The 19,622-nt window shown below is 50.9% G+C and carries 21 protein-coding genes; 17 read left to right on the plus strand and 4 right to left on the minus strand.

The window, feature by feature from the left end; translation table 11 throughout:
* Positions 1-18: 18 nt before the first annotated feature.
* The gene (locus ACZ43I_RS03405; protein WP_344701194.1) at positions 19-258 is read right to left on the minus strand and encodes a hypothetical protein; all 240 of its coding nucleotides are present in this window, start codon (positions 256-258) and stop codon (positions 19-21) included.
* A 154-nt stretch (positions 259-412) separates the two neighbouring features.
* Here ACZ43I_RS03405 and ACZ43I_RS03410 point away from each other — a divergent pair, with 154 nt between their 5' ends.
* Positions 413-928: a type 1 glutamine amidotransferase domain-containing protein gene (locus ACZ43I_RS03410; protein WP_344701192.1), complete on the plus strand. Its 516-nt coding sequence runs from the start codon at positions 413-415 to the stop codon at positions 926-928.
* 105 nt (positions 929-1,033) lie between these two features.
* Here the strand turns inward: ACZ43I_RS03410 and ACZ43I_RS03415 are convergent, their stop codons facing one another.
* Both ACZ43I_RS03415 and ACZ43I_RS03420 read right to left on the minus strand, forming a co-directional pair.
* The gene (locus tag ACZ43I_RS03415) at positions 1,034-1,780 is read right to left on the minus strand and encodes an immunoglobulin-like domain-containing protein (protein ID WP_344701190.1); all 747 of its coding nucleotides are present in this window, start codon (positions 1,778-1,780) and stop codon (positions 1,034-1,036) included.
* A gap of 5 nt (positions 1,781-1,785) precedes the next feature.
* Positions 1,786-2,196, minus strand: coding sequence for an RrF2 family transcriptional regulator (locus tag ACZ43I_RS03420; protein ID WP_344701188.1), 411 nt, complete (start codon positions 2,194-2,196; stop codon positions 1,786-1,788).
* A gap of 185 nt (positions 2,197-2,381) precedes the next feature.
* On the opposite strand from ACZ43I_RS03420, the gene ACZ43I_RS03425 reads away from it, so the two are divergent.
* From ACZ43I_RS03425 to ACZ43I_RS03445, 5 genes are all read left to right on the plus strand, one after another.
* On the plus strand, positions 2,382-3,518 hold the full coding sequence (locus tag ACZ43I_RS03425; RefSeq protein ID WP_344701186.1) for a globin domain-containing protein: 1,137 nt from the start codon (positions 2,382-2,384) through the stop codon (positions 3,516-3,518).
* A 146-nt stretch (positions 3,519-3,664) separates the two neighbouring features.
* A complete protein-coding gene (locus ACZ43I_RS03430; RefSeq protein ID WP_344701184.1) occupies positions 3,665-4,336 on the plus strand; it encodes a response regulator transcription factor in 672 nt (223 codons plus the stop codon).
* Entirely contained in the window at positions 4,333-5,757 is a 1,425-nt protein-coding gene (locus tag ACZ43I_RS03435) for a sensor histidine kinase (protein WP_344701182.1), read from the plus strand. Before ACZ43I_RS03430 ends, ACZ43I_RS03435 begins: the two co-directional genes overlap by 4 nt.
* A gap of 14 nt (positions 5,758-5,771) precedes the next feature.
* Positions 5,772-6,170 carry a hypothetical protein gene (locus ACZ43I_RS03440; protein WP_344701180.1) on the plus strand — a complete coding sequence of 133 codons (399 nt, stop codon included), beginning with the start codon at positions 5,772-5,774 and terminating at the stop codon, positions 6,168-6,170.
* 97 nt (positions 6,171-6,267) lie between these two features.
* The gene (locus ACZ43I_RS03445) at positions 6,268-7,224 is read left to right on the plus strand and encodes a calcium/sodium antiporter (RefSeq protein WP_344701178.1); all 957 of its coding nucleotides are present in this window, start codon (positions 6,268-6,270) and stop codon (positions 7,222-7,224) included.
* Between the two features lie 70 nt (positions 7,225-7,294).
* On the opposite strand, the gene ACZ43I_RS03450 is transcribed toward ACZ43I_RS03445, so the two are convergent.
* A complete protein-coding gene (locus ACZ43I_RS03450) occupies positions 7,295-8,146 on the minus strand; it encodes a bifunctional 5,10-methylenetetrahydrofolate dehydrogenase/5,10-methenyltetrahydrofolate cyclohydrolase (RefSeq protein ID WP_344701176.1) in 852 nt (283 codons plus the stop codon).
* Positions 8,147-8,422: 276 nt separating this feature from the next.
* Here ACZ43I_RS03450 and purE point away from each other — a divergent pair, with 276 nt between their 5' ends.
* Genes purE through purD form a run of 11 tightly spaced genes read left to right on the plus strand, consistent with a single transcriptional unit; the run spans position 8,423 to position 19,565 of the window.
* Complete coding sequence (gene purE / locus ACZ43I_RS03455) at positions 8,423-8,905, plus strand: 5-(carboxyamino)imidazole ribonucleotide mutase (RefSeq protein ID WP_344701174.1); 483 nt, start codon at positions 8,423-8,425, stop codon at positions 8,903-8,905.
* The gene (purK, locus tag ACZ43I_RS03460) at positions 8,892-10,016 is read left to right on the plus strand and encodes a 5-(carboxyamino)imidazole ribonucleotide synthase (protein WP_344701172.1); all 1,125 of its coding nucleotides are present in this window, start codon (positions 8,892-8,894) and stop codon (positions 10,014-10,016) included. Before purE ends, purK begins: the two co-directional genes overlap by 14 nt.
* A complete protein-coding gene (purC, locus tag ACZ43I_RS03465; RefSeq protein WP_344701170.1) occupies positions 10,013-10,714 on the plus strand; it encodes a phosphoribosylaminoimidazolesuccinocarboxamide synthase in 702 nt (233 codons plus the stop codon). Before purK ends, purC begins: the two co-directional genes overlap by 4 nt.
* Positions 10,714-10,971, plus strand: coding sequence for a phosphoribosylformylglycinamidine synthase subunit PurS (gene purS, locus ACZ43I_RS03470; RefSeq protein ID WP_344701168.1), 258 nt, complete (start codon positions 10,714-10,716; stop codon positions 10,969-10,971). Before purC ends, purS begins: the two co-directional genes overlap by 1 nt.
* Positions 10,971-11,648 (plus strand): phosphoribosylformylglycinamidine synthase subunit PurQ, encoded by a 678-nt coding sequence (gene purQ, locus ACZ43I_RS03475; protein ID WP_344701501.1) that lies wholly within the window; start codon positions 10,971-10,973, stop codon positions 11,646-11,648. Before purS ends, purQ begins: the two co-directional genes overlap by 1 nt.
* On the plus strand, positions 11,632-13,809 hold the full coding sequence (gene purL, locus ACZ43I_RS03480; RefSeq protein WP_344701499.1) for a phosphoribosylformylglycinamidine synthase subunit PurL: 2,178 nt from the start codon (positions 11,632-11,634) through the stop codon (positions 13,807-13,809). The genes purQ and purL overlap by 17 nt, the downstream gene beginning before the upstream one ends.
* Entirely contained in the window at positions 13,788-15,206 is a 1,419-nt protein-coding gene (purF, locus tag ACZ43I_RS03485) for an amidophosphoribosyltransferase (protein ID WP_344701166.1), read from the plus strand. The genes purL and purF overlap by 22 nt, the downstream gene beginning before the upstream one ends.
* 2 nt (positions 15,207-15,208) lie before the next feature.
* The gene (gene purM, locus ACZ43I_RS03490) at positions 15,209-16,231 is read left to right on the plus strand and encodes a phosphoribosylformylglycinamidine cyclo-ligase (RefSeq protein WP_344701164.1); all 1,023 of its coding nucleotides are present in this window, start codon (positions 15,209-15,211) and stop codon (positions 16,229-16,231) included.
* Positions 16,221-16,793: a phosphoribosylglycinamide formyltransferase gene (gene purN / locus ACZ43I_RS03495; protein WP_344701162.1), complete on the plus strand. Its 573-nt coding sequence runs from the start codon at positions 16,221-16,223 to the stop codon at positions 16,791-16,793. Before purM ends, purN begins: the two co-directional genes overlap by 11 nt.
* On the plus strand, positions 16,790-18,268 hold the full coding sequence (gene purH / locus ACZ43I_RS03500; protein ID WP_344701160.1) for a bifunctional phosphoribosylaminoimidazolecarboxamide formyltransferase/IMP cyclohydrolase: 1,479 nt from the start codon (positions 16,790-16,792) through the stop codon (positions 18,266-18,268). The genes purN and purH overlap by 4 nt, the downstream gene beginning before the upstream one ends.
* A 49-nt stretch (positions 18,269-18,317) precedes the next feature.
* On the plus strand, positions 18,318-19,565 hold the full coding sequence (purD, locus tag ACZ43I_RS03505) for a phosphoribosylamine--glycine ligase (RefSeq protein ID WP_344701158.1): 1,248 nt from the start codon (positions 18,318-18,320) through the stop codon (positions 19,563-19,565).
* Positions 19,566-19,622 lie beyond the last annotated feature (57 nt).

The following is a 19,622-nucleotide window of genomic DNA, read 5'->3' on the forward strand; positions in this document are numbered from 1 at the left end:
CCAAGATGGAGGGTTTTGTCATGAAGCTCTTTTGGAGAGCAGCATTTCTCCTGCTTCCGTCAATTCTATATTGCTATAGTAGAAATCATAGTCGAATGGTGTCAGTATAAGCAGTCCTTTTTGGGCCATAAGCTGCATATGGAAGTCGACGGTCCTTATATCATATTCGGCCATGCTCGTATTCGGATAGTCAAACAGATCATTTTTGACATTATATAATATTTTATATTCAAGTTCAGTATCGTAAGAAAAATTCATATCATCACTCCTGATATAGTATTATAGGAACGTATGTTCTTAATGTCAAACAAATCATTGCTATATACGTTAAATGCATATTTTATGTTTAAGGCGTGATGACATGTGGAATACTATATAATGTAACGAAAGATATTTAAGGAGTGATTCAGTTTTGACTAAAAAAGTCGCTATACTGATGACGGATATGGTAGAAGATATCGAATATACGAATCCAGTAGAAGCCATCAAAGCAGATGGCCATACAGTGGAGGTCATTGCACCGGAAGCTGGTGAACTGGAAGGTAAACAAGGCGGTAAATTTAAAGCCGATAAAGGTATAAATGACGTACAACCAAGTGATTATGACGCAGTGTTCATTCCAGGTGGCTTCTCGCCGGACCTGTTGCGTTCAGATGAAGAGGGGCGTTTCGGCAAATTTGCCAAACACTTCCTCGAAGAGGATAAGCCGACTTTCGCAATCTGTCACGGTCCGCAAGTGCTGATCGACACGGATATGCTGAAAGACCGCAATATCACATCCTTCATTTCTGTACGGAAGGACTTGGAGAACGCAGGTGCGAAAGTGCACGACAAATCAGTCGTAGTATGTGGCAACCTCGTATCCAGTCGTCAACCGGACGATCTTGAAGACTTCAACCGTGAAGTAAAGGCACAGTTGGATAAATAAAACACCCCATTGAAAAAGGTGGATCCATTTAAGGATCCACCTTTTTTATATTGCATGACGCTGTTGGAAACTGAACCGCAACAAAAAGCAGTGGACGAAAGGAGGTTACTCCACGGTAATTGTCCGTGCTTTCGCATGCGGATCTCCGAAATGGTCGAATGTGGCATAGGCGATTGTATATTCGCCTGGAGTTTCCGTATCGACTTCGCCTGAAATATGGAGGCGGTAGGTGATGTCGCTGCCGTCGACGTCTATCACCTGGACACCTTCTTTCGGATCGAAATCACTCCCTTGTTCAATCGTCTGGTCATCCAGTCCAAAGAAAGTGATTGCGGAACCCGCTTCTGATTCTTCTGCCTCATCCTCATCCTTGCCTGCAAGCTGGGACTCTGTCGGCGGGACCAGTGGGACGCGGTCACCTGCTCCATTCACCACGTCCACCATCCTCGTATAAGTGGACCAGTAGTTGCGGCTGTTCTCTACACGATAGGTGACCGTGTAGCTGCCTGGGCGGCTGGTGTCGACATTATTTTTGGTTACCTCTATATTGCCGGTGATGTTGCCATCGTATTGATCGACGGCATAGACGCCTGCCCTGGGATTAAATCGGCTGCCCACCTGGACGTTGAAGTTGCCTTTGACCCCTTTAATGGCCGGTTGATTGCCATTATGGGCGGCAATTTCTTCTTCCATCATCGGTCCCTCATAATCGGCATATCTGGAATCGGTTTCGCTACTTTCTTCGTTGGAGTCCGCCTGCTGCACCTGGAGTTCCTCGTCGAGGAGTTCTCCGGTGATGGGGGCGACGGGGAGAAGACCTGCTAAAAATTTTACGATTGTACTTGAGTCCATCGTATTCACCTCAATATCGGTTTAGGGATGATATCCCGCAAAGTATGTTTATCAAGTTCTGCAAGATATGCCTTCAATGCATCATTTAAGACAAAGCGTAACCCGCAGATAGGCGTCAGAATGCATTCATTGCCTTCCGAAAAACATTCTGCCATGTGGAAGTTATCTTCTGTCCGTCTGACGACTTCGCCGACATTTATCTCTTCTGGTCTACAGTTTAGCATAATCCCGCCACCTCGGCCACGTACAGTCTTGATGTATTCAAGCTTTGCCAGATGGTGGACCACTTTCGTCAAATGGTTTCTCGAGATGTTATAAAACTCTGCAATATCATCAATCTGCATTTTTTTATCTTCATTCATGCCGAGGTACATGAGCACTCTTAGGGAATAGTCCGTATATAATGTCAATTTCATTGCGATCAACTCCTCGCAATGATTATACACGGATTCGCAGAATCAATAAATAGAAGGGTCTTGCAGTGGGAACTTCTGTGAACAATTTGTGAAAACTTCTACATATACCTTGTAAAGAAAAGGATTACCCTTTATTATAAAGATGCATAAGAAATATATCTTTAAAAATTAAAGGGGTTCTGTTAATGATTACTGAAACTAAAAAAGATATCATCAAAGCGACGATTCCAGTATTGGAAGAGCATGGCACTACAATCACGTCCGTATTCTATGGAAGAATGTTCGAGGCACACCCTGAACTTTTGAATATCTTCAATCAGACAAACCAGAAAATAGGAGATCAGCCTAAAGCACTTGCGATGACGGTTCTCGCTGCTGCTAAACATATTGATAACCTGGATGCGATCGTACCGCATGTAGTTGGCATTGCGCACAAGCACCGTGCTTTGCAGATCTTGCCAGAACACTATCCAATCGTAGGGAAATATCTACTCGAAGGCATCAAGGAAGTGCTTGGCGATCAGGCGACTCCTGAAATCATCGATGCTTGGGGCGAATACTACAACCAGATTGCCCAAGTCTTCATCGATGTCGAAAAAGACATGTATAAGGATGCTGCATGGGATGGCTTCAAGCCTTTCATGGTCAAAAAGAAAGAAGTCATGACACCTGAAATCGTCAGATTCACAGTAGATTCTGATGATGTCGATAAAACATTCACAGCAGGCCAGTACATCACAGTCAAAGTACAGCCTTCAGGATATCCGTATGACGCACTTCGCCACTACTCGATCTGCTCCAATTCAACTGAAGACGGTATCACTTTTGGTGTCAAACGTGAAATGGCAGGCGGCGAAAAAGGTGTCGTTTCGAACTACCTGCATGACGGTATCGAAGAAGGGGATGTCCTCTATCTTTCTGCCCCTGCCGGGGACTTCAAAGTCGAGGAAGACCACGACAAACTGCTCTTCATCGCAGGCGGCGTCGGTGCCACACCAGTGATGGCAATGGCAGAAGATGCGATTGAAAAAGGCAAAGATGTAAAATTCGTCTACAGTGCAATCAACAAGGATTTCCAGCCATTCAAAGACCAGTTTGCTTCACTAGAAGAGAATGGTGCCGACATTACAGTAAAATACAGTGAGCCGGACGGCTATCTGAACCGTTCCGACTTTGGAGAACTCGATGGCCGACAAGTGTACATCTGTGGTTCCATGCGCTTCATGGATACAATGATCGCAGAGTTGGATGCACTGGGTATCGATGAATCCCGCATCCACTTCGAGCCATTCGGCCCGAAAATGAGTCTCCAGACTGTCTAGGTTTCCAACCTGAATCATCCAACACATTTCATATAGACATATACACCCATCCGCCCCTAATCGGATGGGTGTATTTTTGTATGTGTTTTTGTTTATATTATGTTTATATCATTGTGATAAGATATTTACGGAAGGAGTGGGGAGACGTGCAGAAGGTGATGGTAGTGGAAGACGATCCGCATATCAGGCAACTTGTATCCATATATCTTAAGCAGGATGGCTACAAAGCCATATTGGCAGAATCGGCGGACGACGCGCTTGGCCAACTTGAGGATGATGAAGTGGATCTCGCTGTTGTGGATGTCATGATGCCAGGTATGGATGGCTTCAAGCTTACTGAGATACTAAGTGGTGACCTGGATATTCCGGTCATTCTGCTTACGGCCAAGGGTCAGCTGGAAGATAAAGGACGCGGGTTTACAGCAGGAGCTGAGGACTACATCCTCAAACCATTTGAACCGGAAGAGCTTATCTACAGGGTGCGGGCCGTGCTCAAGCGCACACAGCCGGACAGCCATTCAGTGTTGAGCTACAACGGGGTCGTCCTTGACCGCATCCATTACGAGGTCAGGGCCCATGATAAGACGTTCATGCTGCCGGTCAAGGAACTCGAGCTGTTTGCCTGTCTGATGGAGACTCCAGAGCGGGTGGTGACCCGTGATTATCTTGCAGAAGCGGTGTGGGGAGACATTGAATCGGGTGCCTACACGATCAATACACATATCAACCGGCTCAGGCAGAAGCTTGAGAAGCACCGTGTGCCTCTTGAGATCGTCACCGTCCGTGGCATTGGCTATAAATTGGAGGGGGAGGCATGAAACAGTCCCTGAACAGAAAATTCATAATCGGGCTGGTCATCGTCATCGCTTTAAGCGCATTGACTGCATTGCTTGCAGCAAATATCCTCTATATGCTCCACTCGAAGCCAAAGATGGATCAGGCACTTGTCGACACTGCGGAAACTTTCGTCGCAGGTCTGGAAAAGGCTGACATGACTGAAGCAGTGCTCGATGAGCATCTGCAACTCTTTACATCCCTCGGTTATCAAGGAGCTATAGTAAAGCGGGAAGATGTAGAGGGGAAAGATTCTGATGTGGTCGATTTTGACACTGCTGCCGTCACTTTAGCGGGTGAGCCATTCGACCGGACGGAACTCTCTTTGGCAAATGTCCGGGATGTCATGGATGGTGGTGTATACCAGGGCGAAGCGGCAACGCTTGCCAATTGGTTCATGATGGGCCATTTCATGAATGATGTAAGGAATACGGTTGGCGTCCCGCTTGAGGTTGAAGGGGGACAGTATGCCCTCTTCATCAAGCAGGACAGTGCCTTGATGTTCAGCGAATTCCATATCATTGGATTGGTTTTTTTCTTGACCGTCTTCATAGTCGGTCTCATATCGATCATCATAATGTCCCGGCGTATGGCGACGGTGCTCGGGAGGTTGTCTACGGCGGCGGATGAAATCAGAAGGGAGAACTTCGATTACGCTATCGAGCCGGAAAACTATGCACCGGATGAAATCGGTCAACTGGCCGTCAGTCTCGACGCCATGCAGGGACAGTTGAGTGAGAACCGCTATATGCGGCAGAAGTTCATCAGTGATGTCACCCATGATCTGCAGTCGCCGCTGCTCAATATCCAAGGCTATTCCAAGCTGATGATGGATCAGGACTTGCCTAAGGGACTCCGCCAGCCGGCGGAAGTGGTCCACCAGGAAGCGAGGCGCCTGTCTGCACTGGCCAGGCAATTGACGGTACTCAACCGCTTTGACGATCAAACGTATCAGGTGAAGCATGAAGAAATCAGGCTCGACCGACAAGTGCAGGAAGTCATCCGTGCATTTTCATGGCGTCTCGATCAGGAAGAGATAGATTTGTCCTATACCCTTGATGAGGTATCGGTCAAGTCCGATCCGCATCTGCTCTACAACGTCTGGGATAACCTTGTGTCGAACGCCATCAAGTACTCGGGGCCGGGTGATGAAATATTCATCAGGCTCACTGACGCAGGTGACCGGGTGAAAGTGATTTTCAGCGATACGGGAGTGGGTATCAGAAAAGAAGATATGGACCAGCTGTTCGAGCGTTTCTACCGCGTGGACCAGTCGCGTTCGACGAATGGTTCAGGCCTTGGGCTTGCGATCGTCAAGGAGACGCTTGATATGCTTGGAGGCGAAGTGGAAATCGAGAGTGAATTTGGTTCAGGCACGACATTTACAATTACATTGAAGAAATAACAGGAGGATTTATAATGGAAAGAAAATGGGGCATTAATTTTATCAGGGTGGCAGCGGCATTTGGGCTGCTCGGTGTATTCATCGGTTCGCAGATGGCGGGGGAGATGGATTACGCGATCCGGCCGATTCACACGCACGTACTTCTGGTGGGCTGGCTTTCCATGTTTGCATGGGGAATCTTCTACAGCGTCTACACGGTGCGGCATAAAGTGCTTGTGCATATCCATGGTGTAACGGGTATTTTGGGGGCGGTGCTGCTGACTGTCGGCATGTATTTCTATATGCTTGATCCATTCAATATGAATGAAACGTTCACAACAGTCCTGTTCATCGTCGGCGGCAGCGTACTGCTGCTTGCCTTCCTGATGTTCCTTGTCATCACCTTCTTCGTCGAACCGCGTACAGAAAAATAAAATAATCGCTCCCCTTTTAAGGCACAGGGGAGCGTTTTATGTTTTAATGCATATTAAGAATATATCAAATCCATGATACGGAAATGAGGTGGGACGCTTGGCCTACATATTGCTTATAATCGGTTTCGTCCTTCTGATCAAGGGCGCAGATTACTTTGTGCAGGGCGCTTCGAATATTGCAGTCAAACTTAATGTGTCGCCGCTGCTTGTCGGCTTGACAATCGTCGCGCTTGGGACGAGTTCCCCGGAGGCGACCGTCGCCATCCTCGCGGCTTTGGATGGCAGTGCAGGCGTTGTCCTCGGCAACGTCATCGGCAGTAACATCGTAAATATGACTGTTGTGGTCGGCTTGACGGCGGTCATCGCCCCGCTTACGGTACAGAGTGAAACAGTGCGCAAAGAGATTCCCTTCGCCCTGCTCGGGGCGGTTGTGATGATGGTCCTTATGATGGACACATTCCTCCAAGATAGCCCGAGCAATGCGATTACACGTGGAGACGGCATCATCATCCTGCTGTTTTTCCTGATATTTCTGTACTATGTATTTGAAATGGCACGCAAAAACCGGTCCGGTACAGTGGCTGAAGCACCAACCGACTACGGCGAGCCTTGGTGGAAGAATATCCTATTCACTTTAGGCGGCTTGGCCGCCATCATCATCGGAGGTGAAATGGTCGTGTCCAGCGCGACTGAAATCGCCTTGGCACTCGGCATGAGCGAGGCGCTGGTCGGCTTGACGATTGTGGCAGTCGGGACCTCCCTGCCGGAAATCATGACTTCTGTAACCGCCGCATTGAAGGGTAAGGGGGATATGGCAATCGGCAACGTGGTCGGCAGCAATATCTTTAACATATTCTTCGTCACCGGTACTGCTGCGACCGTAAGTTCGATAGCCGCAGAATCGAAACTGTTCCTGGACGGCTTTGTCATGGTTGGTTTGACCGTGCTGCTTCTGATATTTTCGCGGACGCACTTCTCCATCGGCAGAAGGGAAGGGGCGTTCATGCTGGTGGCATACACGGCTTATCTCACTTATATCATCATTCGAAATTGAATAGTGGACGGTGACGGACTAAACCCCGGCTGGATCTGATGACAATCAGATCCAGCCGGGGTTTTTGGCGTCATTTGGATTGGTTCTGCCTTTTGGCGGCGATCAGTGTGTTGTTTAGTACCATGGTGATTGTGAGCGGGCCGACGCCGCCCGGTACTGGGGTGATGTAGCTTGCAGTCTCACTGGCGGAATCGAAGTCGACATCACCGACGAGCTTGCCATCTACGACGCTGTTGCCGACATCTATGACGATGGCGCCTTCCTTCAGATGTTCACCTGTAATGAGGCCCGGCTGTCCGACGGCGCTTACTATGACGTCATAGTCTTTCAGCTTATCGGTCATATTACGGGTGCGGGAGTGCATGAGTGTGACCGTGGCGTTCTGATCGGTCAGCAGTTTTGCGACCGGCTGCCCGACGATATGTGAGCGTCCGATGACGGCGACATCCTTGCCTTCTAGTGGACCTGTATGCTTGAGGAGCTCCATTATGCCAAGTGGTGTACATGGTGCGAATGTCTCTTGTCCGGTGTAGAGGCGTCCAATGTTGATAGGGTGGAAGCCGTCGACATCTTTATCTGGGGCAATCGCCTCCAGCACCTTTTCTTCGCTGACCTGGCTAGGAAGCGGGACCTGGACAAGGATACCATTGACTGTATCATCATCATTCAGCCGTGCGATGATGTCCAGCACTTCCTGCTCAGTCACCGTTCCGTCGAGCTGCACAATTTCTGAAGTCATGCCAATCTTTTCGGCTGCCTTATTCTTTGACCGCACGTAGCTGAGAGATGCGCCATCGTCGCCTGCGATGACGACGGTCAAGTTGGGTGTCGTACCTGCTTCCTTCAACTTTTCGACTTCGGCGGCAAGATCAGCGCGGTAGTCCTTCGCTATTTCTCTGCCGTTCAATAGTTCTGCTGTCATATGAAAGCCCTCCTGGTTTCTATCTATTTCTCCTCCATTATCCAACAACTGAGCATAAATTTCCAGATTGAAGACCATAAAATTCTGAAATCAATAGAGTCCAATCAGAGTGTATTGCCGTATAATAAATCTGTAAGGCAAAAATAATTTAGTCTATATACAAACTATATTAATATAAAATAATTTATTGTTCGTTTTTGAGTTGATTATATAGAACTCTATTGTTAAACTGAATCTGAAGAAATAAACATCCGGATAAAAGAGAGGGTTTCGTTTATGACAGTAGGAGTGATTATGGGAAGTTCTTCAGACTGGTCGACGATGAAACATGCGTGCGACATGCTGGATCAGCTATCCGTCCCTTATGAAAAGAAAGTGGTCAGTGCCCACAGGACACCTGAAATGATGATGGACTACGCCAGGGATGCAAAGGATCGGGGCATCAAAGTGATCATCGCGGGTGCAGGGGGTGCCGCTCATCTGCCCGGCATGGTAGCGTCGATGACGCACATACCGGTCATAGGCGTCCCGATCGAATCGAAGGCGCTGAATGGCCTCGACTCACTGCTGTCCATCGTCCAGATGCCAGGCGGCATCCCTGTCGCGACAACGGCGATAGGTAAGGCGGGAAGCACGAATGCAGGCATACTCGCGGCAAAGATGTTGGCGATTGGCGATGATGCCCTCTACAGCCGACTGGAAGCCTATACGGAGACTTTAGAAGAGAAAGTGGAGGGAATGCAGAATGAGCTCGATTGAACTAGGCGGTACGATAGGCATAATAGGTGGCGGGCAACTCGGAAAGATGCTTGCGCAGAGCGCTTTAAGGATGGGGTATAGGGTCGCGGTGCTCGACCCTTCTGAAGATGCGCCGGCGAGAAGTACTTGTCATACATTCATCCATGCGGAATTCAGTGATTTTGAGTCACTTAAGGAACTATGCAGATTGTCGGACATCGTCACATATGAATTCGAGAATATCGATGCCCACATACTGCGCACCTTAGTGGATGATTACCATATCCCCCAAGGTGCTGAGACGGTTCTGACGCTGCAGAACAGGGATTACGAGAAGACGGCGATAGAAGAGGCGGGTGCGGCCATCGTTCCTTATGCGAAAGTATCGACACGAGACGCACTCGCGTCATTCGCCGACACCAATGGCTACCCTGTCATCGTCAAGACCGCAACGGGCGGCTATGACGGCAAGGGTCAGATGGTGATCGAATCACAGGCGCATATGGAAAGCATCGAGGTTCCATTCGATCAGGCAGAATGGGTTGCCGAAAAATACTTGCAGTTGGAACGCGAAGTATCATTGACTGTCGCCAGAAGTACGACAGGCCAAGTCGAATATTTCCCACTTCAGGAAAATCTGCACAAGGACCAGGTCCTCTACCGCACAATCGCACCGGCAGGTGTTGATGCGCAATATACAGCCAAAGCGCAGGAAGCGGCACGTAAAATCATGGATAAGCTGCATTTCACCGGCGTGTTCACGATAGAATTCTTCATCGGTCAGGACGGCGCGCTGTATGTGAACGAAATCGCCCCGAGGCCCCACAACTCAGCCCACCATACAATCGAATCATGCAACATCAGCCAGTTTGATGCACATATACTGGCGATCCTCGGCCATCCGATGCCTGCCGTTCATCAGCACCAGCATGCAGTCATGATGAATCTGCTCGGTGCCGATCTCGACCGCCTTGAACAGACGCTTTTCACAAATCCGGAGTGGCACGTCCACGTCTACGGCAAGACAGCGCGCAAGCCGGCAAGGAAAATGGGGCACGTGACGGTGCTCACTGACGATGTCTTAGAAACACTTGATCGGCTGGAAGAGAATTTCATCAAGGAGGAGTCATGATGCTCGTTTACGAAGGGAAGGCAAAACGTGTCTACAGGACGGAAGAAGAGGCATACCGGATTGAATATAAAGATGAAGTGACGGCCGGTAATGGGGAAAAGCACGACTACATGACAGGCAAAGGACGTCTCAATAACCTGATCTCTTCAGGCATATTCGCATATATGAAAAAGCATGGCATCGACTCCCACTATATAGAACGCATCAGTGAGACCGAGCAGCTGGTCAAGCCCCTTGATATCATCCCACTCGAAGTGGTCGTACGGAACTATGCCGCGGGCAGCATAGTCAAACGTCTTGGCCTCAAAACACATCAGCCGATGACCCCACCTTTAGTCGAGTTCTTCTATAAAGAAGACGCACTCGGCGATCCGCTTCTCACGGATGACCATATCGCCATGCTCAACCTCGCAAGTGTGGCGGAAGTCGCCCACCTTAAAGCGCAGGCCCTTAAGATCAATGAAGTGTTGACAGCGATGATGAAGGAAATGGGGCTGTCGCTGATCGACTTCAAGATCGAGTTCGGCAAAGATCGTGACGGTGTCATTATGCTCGCAGATGAAATCTCGCCGGATACATGCCGCATCGTGGATATGGAGAGCAAAGAGAATTTCGATAAAGACGTCTACCGCAACAGTACAGGATCACTGATTGACACCTACAGGGCATTTTATAAAAAGATGGAGGCACTCATATAATGAAAAAGATTGAACTGATCGTCACACTGCAGCCGCAAGTATTGGATACACAAGGTGAGGCCCTGAACCGGGCGGTCCACGAACTGGGGCATGAGGAAATCAACGACATCCGTGTCGGCAAGGTGCTCTACTTCGACATCGATGAAACAGACGAGACGAAAATCGATGAAAGCGTCCGTCGGCTGTCCGAGAAACTATTCGCCAATACAGTCATCGAAACATATTCCTATACTATCATCGACGAGGTGGCTGAATGATGAAATTCGCTGTGATACGCTTTCCAGGATCGAACTGTGACAGGGATATGCTGAACGCTATCCTGAAGTCCGGCGGGGAAGCGGACTACGTCGATTACCGGGAGACGTCGCTTGAAGGTTATGATGGTGTCCTGATTCCAGGTGGCTTCAGTTTTGGGGACTATTTGAGGAGCGGTGCGATGGCTGCTGTGGCACCGGTGACGAAAGCAATCGTCGAAGCGGCAGAAGCCGGCAAGCCGGTAGCTGGCATATGCAACGGCTTCCAGATACTGACTGAGATCGGCCTGTTGCCAGGTGCGCTCATATTCAATGACACCCACACATTCATCTCAAGGGATGAAAAGCTGAAAGTGTCCAACAACCGCACTGCATTCACAACGGGTTATCAGCCTGATGAAACGGTAACTTTTCCGATTGCGCATGGGGAAGGGCATTACTACTGTGATGATGAGACTTATGACACGCTCAAGCAGAATAATCAGATTGTCCTGGAATACATGGACAACCCGAACGGCTCGCGCGGCGACATTGCAGGCATCATCAATGAAGCGGGCAATGTCCTCGGCATGATGCCGCACCCGGAACGCGCACTTGAAGCGTTGCTCGGCAGTGATGATGGTAAGAGAATGTTTGAAAATATGGCAAACTGGGAGGCCACTCATAATGAAATTCAATGAACCGACAGAACAGATGATCAAAGACGACAAGCTCTATAAAGAGATGGGCTTGACGGATGCAGAATACAAGCATGTCGTGGAAATACTCGGCAGGGAACCGAACTATACGGAAACCGGCATATTCTCGGTCATGTGGAGTGAGCATTGTTCGTATAAGCATTCGAAACCGTTCCTCGGGCAGTTCCCGACATCAGGGGAACGCGTACTGATGGGACCGGGTGAAGGTGCAGGCGTCGTCGACATCGGCGACGACCAGGCCATCGTCTTCAAAGTCGAATCCCATAACCACCCTTCTGCAGTCGAACCCTACCAAGGGGCAGCGACGGGTGTCGGCGGCATCATCCGCGATATCGTATCGATGGGCGCGCGCCCGATCGGATTATTGAATTCCCTCCGTTTCGGCGAGCTATCTGAACCAAACAACCGTTGGCTGCTCAGAGGCGTCGTATCTGGTATCGGCGGCTACGGCAACTGCATCGGCATCCCGACTGTCTCAGGAGAAGTCGAATTCGATTCTTCATATGACGGCAACCCGCTTGTCAACGCCATGTGTGTCGGGGTCATCGACCACGACCAGATACAAAAAGGGACGGCCAAAGGTGTCGGCAACAAAGTCATCTATGTCGGCCTGAAGACAGGACGGGACGGCATCCACGGCGCAACTTTCGCGTCTGAAGAGTTATCTGAGGAATCAGAGTCGAAGCGTCCATCTGTGCAGATTGGAGACCCATTCACCGGCAAAAAACTGATGGAAGCGACTCTTGACGCCATCAACCAGCCTGAACTCGTCGGCATCCAGGATATGGGGGCGGCAGGTTTGACATCATCAAGTGCCGAAATGGCAGCCAAAGGTGAATCGGGCATGGCGCTCTACCTCGACCAGGTGCCTGTCAGGGAAGACGGCATCTCCCCATACGAAATGATGTTGTCGGAAACACAGGAACGCATGCTGCTTGTCGTACAGGACGGCACAGAGGATAAATTCCTCAAGATGTTCGACGGATATGAACTCGATTCCGCGGTCATCGGTGAAGTGACGGACTCCGACCGTCTGGAACTCTTCTATGAAGGCGAGAAGTACGCGGATATTCCCGTACAGCCACTGTCCGATGAGGCACCTGTCTATGTGCTGGAAGGCAAAAACCCAGGAGTCGACGACAAAACATATGACTACAGTAAAGAAGATCTGAACGCGGCATTCGATGCACTGCTCAGCCATCCGAACCATGGTTCAAAGCGCTATATATATGAACAATACGATAATCAGGTCGGTTCGAACACCATCCAGAAGTCAGGTTTCGGCTCAGGGATCGTCAGAGTGGAAGGGACGGATAAGGCCATCGCGATGACGGTCGACGGCAAGAGCCGCTATGTCTATGCCGATCCGTTCAATGGCGGTAAAGAAGTCGTCGCGCAGGCGTTCAGGGACATCATATCGACTGGTGCACTCCCGCTTGCCATGACTGACTGCCTGAATTACGGCAGTCCTGAAAACCCTGAAATCTACCATCAGCTCGATGCTTCGACGCGCGGTATGGCAGAAGCGTGCCGGACGCTGTCGACACCGGTCGTATCCGGCAACGTCAGCCTATACAATGAATCCAAAGGCACAATACTACCAACGCCGGTCATCGGCATGGTCGGTCTGATAGAAGATGTGCGCTTCATGGAAGACGTCCAGATACAGGCGGGGGATTCAATCTATCTGGTGGGTGAGACACACAAAAGCTTTGCCGGCAGTCAGCTTGAAAAGCTGATTGATGGAGATATTTCGAAGCAGGAACGCCACATCGACCTGGAAATCGAATACAGCCGCGGCATGGATCTCAGGGATCGTCTGAAGAACGGTGGCATCAAAAAGATCGCACCAATTGGCCGTGGCGGCATCGCCATCAAACTGGCGCAGCTCGCAGCCTTCCATCATCTCGGAGTGGATGCATCACTCGATATGGACGGGGAAGATCTCTTTGCAGAAAATGCCTCCCGCTACATCGTCATCGGAGCAGGTGGACAAGACATTGAAGGCGCTGTCGAAATCGGGGTCCTGACAGAAGATGCATTCAAAGTAGCATCGCGTGATATGACGATAGAACGTAGCCTGGACGCCATCTCAAACACATGGGAAGGGGCAATCCCGAAATGTATGACATCCGTGGACTAAATGAAGAGTGTGGCATATTCGGTGTGTACGGCCATCCGGATGCCGCCGAATTGACTTATATCGCACTGCACAGCCTCCAGCATCGGGGGCAGGAAGGGGCCGGCATCGTCTGTTCGAACGAAGAGTACCTTTTCGGCGCACGCGGCATGGGCCTTTTGACCGAAGCGCTCTCCAGGGAACAGCTGGCATCGCTGCATGGCTTTCCGCATGCCATCGGCCATGTAAGGTACGCAACAAGCGGTGGCAGCGAGCTGTCGAACGTCCAGCCATTCCTGTTCAAAAGCCATAAGGGGGACCTTGGCCTTGCGCATAACGGCAATCTTGTCAATGCCATGAGCGTCCGTGAGGCTTTAGAAGACGACGGGGCGATTTTCCAGACTTCATCGGACACCGAAACATTGGCACATCTGATCCGTAAAAATAAAAGCCCGGACAGGAAAACGCGCATCAAGACGGCGCTCAGGCAGATCAAGGGGGCTTTCGCCTTCGTCATCCTGGACGAAGAGGCGTTGACCATCGCCCTGGATGATCATGGTGTGCGTCCGCTCATGCTCGGCATGATAGACGGTGCCTATTGCGTTGCCAGCGAAACGTGTGCCTTCACCGCAATCGGTGCAGAGTACATACGTGATATCGAACCCGGCGAACTGATTACATTGAGTGAAGCAGGCATCGACTTCGACCGTTATACGGACGCGTCGCATCCGAATATGTGCTCGATGGAGTACATCTACTTTGCGCGTGCCGACTCGGAATTCCGCAATACATCCACATACACCATCAGAAAATCGCTCGGTCAGCAGTTGGCTAAGGAAATGGATGTGGATGCGGATATAGTGATCGGCGTGCCGGACTCGAGCCTTGCTGCTGCAAAAGGATTTTCTGAAGAATCCGGAATCCCACAGGAGCAGGGACTGTTGAAAAACCGCTATGTGGGACGGACATTCCTCTCCAAAGGGCAGGAAGCACGCGAGCGGGCAGTGCGCATGAAGCTCTCCCCGGTGCGTGATGTTGTTGAGGGCAAGCGCATCATCGTCATCGATGATTCGATCGTGCGTGGGACGACCAGCCGGTATATCGTCAAGGCATTGAAGAAGGCGGGCGCTAAAGAAGTCCATATGGGCGTCTCATCCCCGCCGCTTAAAAATCCATGCTTCTATGGCATCGATGTCTCAACCCATGCTGAAATCATCGCTTCATCGAAATCGACAGAGGAGATCCGCCGTGAGATCGGTGCTGACTCCTTGAGTTATCTGTCGGTCGACGCGATGCATGATGTGTACCATTCATATGGTTCGAAAGGCCAATGCGATGCCTGCTTTACAGGCAATTATCCAATAGAGATTATCGACCGGCTCCTGCCGCAGGAGAAGGATCAGAAGACGAAAGGGGTATGAGCATGTCAGAACAGTATAAGGATGCCGGAGTCGACATCACGGCCGGATATCAGGCAGTCGATAAGATCCAAGCACATGTAAAACGGACGATGCGTCCGGAGGTCATCGGAGGGATTGGGGGGTTCGGTGCCGCTTTCGACCTGTCACAGCTGAATATGAAAGCCCCTGTCCTTGTTTCCGGCACTGATGGTGTCGGTACGAAATTGAAGCTGGCGATCGATTCAAACCGTCACCGTACAATCGGTGTGGACGCCGTGGCGATGTGCGTCAACGACATCATCACAACCGGTGCAGAGCCACTGTACTTCCTTGATTACATCGCGGTCGATAAGGTCATTCCTGAGCACATCTCCGACATCGTCGAAGGCATTTCAAATGGCTGTACGGACGCAGAATGCGCCCTGATCGGCGGTGAGACCGCGGAGATGGGGGATATGTACGGTGCAGGCGAATATGATATCGCCGGTTTTGCTGTAGGCGCCGTCGAGAAGGATGCCTATATAGATGGGACAGCTGCAAAGCCTGGGGACACGATCATCGGACTGGCTTCAAGCGGCATCCATTCGAACGGCTACAGCCTGGTCAGGAAATGGCTTGCCGACTACTCGGTCGACGTCGAAGGGATGCTGGACGGCAGACCGATCATCGATCATCTGCTTGAGCCGACGCGCATCTATGTCAAGGCGATCAAAAAAGTCAGGGAAGAGATCAGCATCAAGGCGATGAGCCATATCACAGGTGGTGGCTTCATCGAAAACATACCGCGGGCGTTCCCCGGGCATCTGGGTGCAGATATCGATGTGGCGAATGTCGAAGTGCCGAAAATCATAGAATGGCTGATTGAACTCGGCGGCATGGATATGCGGGAGGCATACAATGTGTTCAATATGGGCATCGGCTTCATGATTGCAGTGAACGACAAAGATCAAGCACGCACCTTGGAGATACTGGAAGCCGCCGGAGAGCGTCCGGTAGTGCTTGGCCGCGTGACTGCGGACGGCGGGTTGCGTGTCCATGGCTACTAGAGTTGCAGTATTCGCCTCCGGTGGCGGCACGAATTTCAGCAATCTGGCCCGTCACGCACAAGAGATCGGCATCGAGATCGTCCTTTTGATCAGCGACAATCGTGAAGCCTACGCCTTACGGCGTGCAGAGGCACTCGGCATAGAAAGCCTCGTCTGCACCATCTCCGACTATGGATCGAAGGCGACGCAGGAAGCGGCGATGATAAGGGCGCTTCAACGCCTCGATGTTGAATATATACTGCTTGCAGGCTACATGCGCATACTTGGGGCGGCGTTCATCAGCACATATGAAGATAGGATCATCAATCTGCATCCCTCACTGCTGCCAGCCTTCAAAGGCCGCAATGGCATCGAGGATGCCTATGACTACGGGGTTAAAGTGACAGGAGTGACGATCCATCTTGTGGATGCCGGCATCGATACGGGCCGGATCATCGCCCAGGAGCCTGTACGCATCAATCCTGAAGATTCACTTGAAGATCTGGAGAGGAAGATTCATCAGCTCGAGTATAAGCTGTACCCACAGGCACTCAAAAAATTTTTGGAAGGGGAGAGAAGATGAAGAAAGCACTGATCAGCGTATCCGATAAGAGAGGGCTCGAGCCGTTTGTCCGGGGCCTCTCTCGCAATGGCTATGAACTCTATTCAACAGGCGGCACATTGAAGGCGATAGAATCCTTCGGGGTCCCTGTTGAGAATGTCAGCATGCTGACAGGATTTGAGGAAATATTGGATGGCCGCGTCAAAACGCTGCACCCGGCAGTCCACGCCGGCATACTCGCCAATCGGGATAATGCTGCCCATATGGCGGAACTCGATGAAAAGAATATCGCCCCGATCGATCTGGTGGCGGTCAACCTCTATCCGTTCAAGGAAACGGTCGCAACTGAAGGCGTCACAGAAGCCGAGGCGGTTGAGAACATCGATATCGGCGGACCGACGATGCTGCGGGCGGCAGCCAAGAACTTCAGGCATGTGACGACCATCGTCTCCCCAGAAGACTACGAAGAGGTCATCAGCCGTATCGAATCGGAGACGCTTGACGATACTTACCGGCGTGCACTCATGATAAAAGTGTTCCGCCATACGAATGATTATGACCAGGCGATCGTCAACCACTTCAGCCAGGCTGAGGAATCCCTGCGCTACGGTGAAAACCCGCATCAGACGGCACGTCTGGTCCGGACGACTGAAGCACGCAATACGATATTGAACGCCGATGTCCTAAACGGCAAGGCGCTGTCCTACAACAACTACCGCGATGCGGATGCAGCATTCCAGTTGGCCAAAAAGTTCTTTATGCCGGCAGCAGTCGCGGTAAAACATATGAATCCATGTGGTGTGGGTACGGGAGAAACGATTGCGGAAGCTTTCAAAAATGCCCATGAAGCAGATAGCCAGTCGATTTTCGGCGGTATTGTGGCGCTCAACAAGACGGTGGACCGGGAGACGGCCGAACAGCTGCACTCTATTTTCCTGGAAGTCGTCATCGCGCCGTCCTTCGACGAGGCGGCGCTTGAGGTGTTGACCCAGAAGAAGAACCTCAGATTGCTTGAAGCGGATTTCCATGAGGATGCCCATGCTGAAGAGATGGTCAGTGTCTCGGGTGGATACCTCGTGCAGAGCCAGGACACCGGCGCTCTCGACGAGAGGGACATCAAAGTCGTCACAGAAAAGCAGCCGACGAAAGAACAGTTGACGGCGATGGCGCTTGCATGGGAAGTATCGAAGCATGTCAAAAGCAACGCGATTGTCCTGTCCAATGAACGCCGGACAGTAGGCATCGGGGCCGGACAGATGAACCGAGTTGGAGCGCTTAAGATCGCCATCGATCGCGCTGTGGGGCTCGGGAGCGATGTGGTCATGGCGAGCGATGGTTTCTTCCCGATGCCGGACTCCGTTGAACTGGCCTATGAAAATGGCATACGTGCAGTCATCCAGCCGGGTGGTTCGAAAAGGGATCAGGAATCCATCGACTACTGCAATGCGCATGGCATGACGATGGTATTTACAGGCATGCGGCATTTCAAGCATTAGGACCGGAGCGATTCCGGATTTGATTACATGAACAGAGAGGGGCATTTCCATGAATGTAGCAGTGATCGGCGGAGGCGGACGTGAATATGCACTGGCAAAAAAATTGGCCCAATCGACACGGAGCGATATCGTCTACGCCATCCCCGGAAATGACGGCATGAAAGAATTTGCTGTTACGGTGCCGGAATTGAACGAGACGGATTGCCGGGGCATCGGGGAATTCTGCCTGGATAATGATATCCAGTGGGTGGTCATCGGACCAGAAGCATCTCTTGAAGCTGGGCTTGCGGATCATCTGGAAGAGTTGGGAGTGGATGTATTCGGTCCAAAGAAGAATGAAGCCAAGATTGAGTGCTCCAAAGCTTTCGCCAAAGACATCATGAAGCGGTACGATATTCCGACCGCTTCCCATCGCATGTTCACAGACCAGGACTCGGCACGGGACTATATAAATGAAACTGGTGCACCGGTAGTCTTGAAGAAAGATGGACTGGCGGCAGGCAAAGGCGTGATTGTGGCCATGGACATGGCAGAAGCATTAGCAGGTATAGAGATGTTGAAGCCGGAGCAGGACGCCCCTGTCGTTATCGAGGAATTCCTCGAAGGCGAAGAATTCTCCTTGATGGTGCTGGTCAATGGATCTTATACCCACTCCTTTGAAATAATGGCCCAGGACCACAAACGGGCGTATGACGGGGACACAGGACCCAACACAGGGGGGATGGGAGTCTATGCACCCGTCCATCATATTGATGAATCGCTGAGGCAAGAAGCTGTGGACAAGATTGTGGAGCCCATGGCCCAGGCGATGGTCGATGAGGGACTCGATTATTTCGGGGTACTTTATCTGGGAGCGATCGTCACCCGTGATGGCGTCAAAGTCATTGAATTCAATGCCCGCTTTGGAGACCCTGAAGCCCAAGTCCTTCTGGATCTCATGGAAGATGATTTCATTGATGTGCTGGAGAAGGTTAAGGCCAAGGAACCGTTCAGCCTGACCTTCAGAGACGGCTACAAGGCGGGTGTCATGCTGGCCTCAGGCGGTTATCCGGCTGCCTATGAAAAGGGATGTGAAGTCGATTTCAGCGCCGTCAGGGCAGACTGCGCTGTGAGCGGCCTCAAACAATCCGGCGATGCCTGGCGGACGGATGGTGGCCGGGTATTGCTCGTAACCGGTGAGGGGTGCACCATTGAAGAGGCGGTCGAAGCTGCATATTCAAACGTTGCCCAAGTCACGTTCACTGAAGGCGGCTTGTTCTACAGGCGGGATATCGGTGGGCGGGCACTCAAAGGCTGAGCAGCACCTTTAAAGGTTATATACATGCAAAAAGAGATTGTCGGCATTGTGCCGGCA

Source organism: Salinicoccus jeotgali (genome assembly GCF_055379195.1).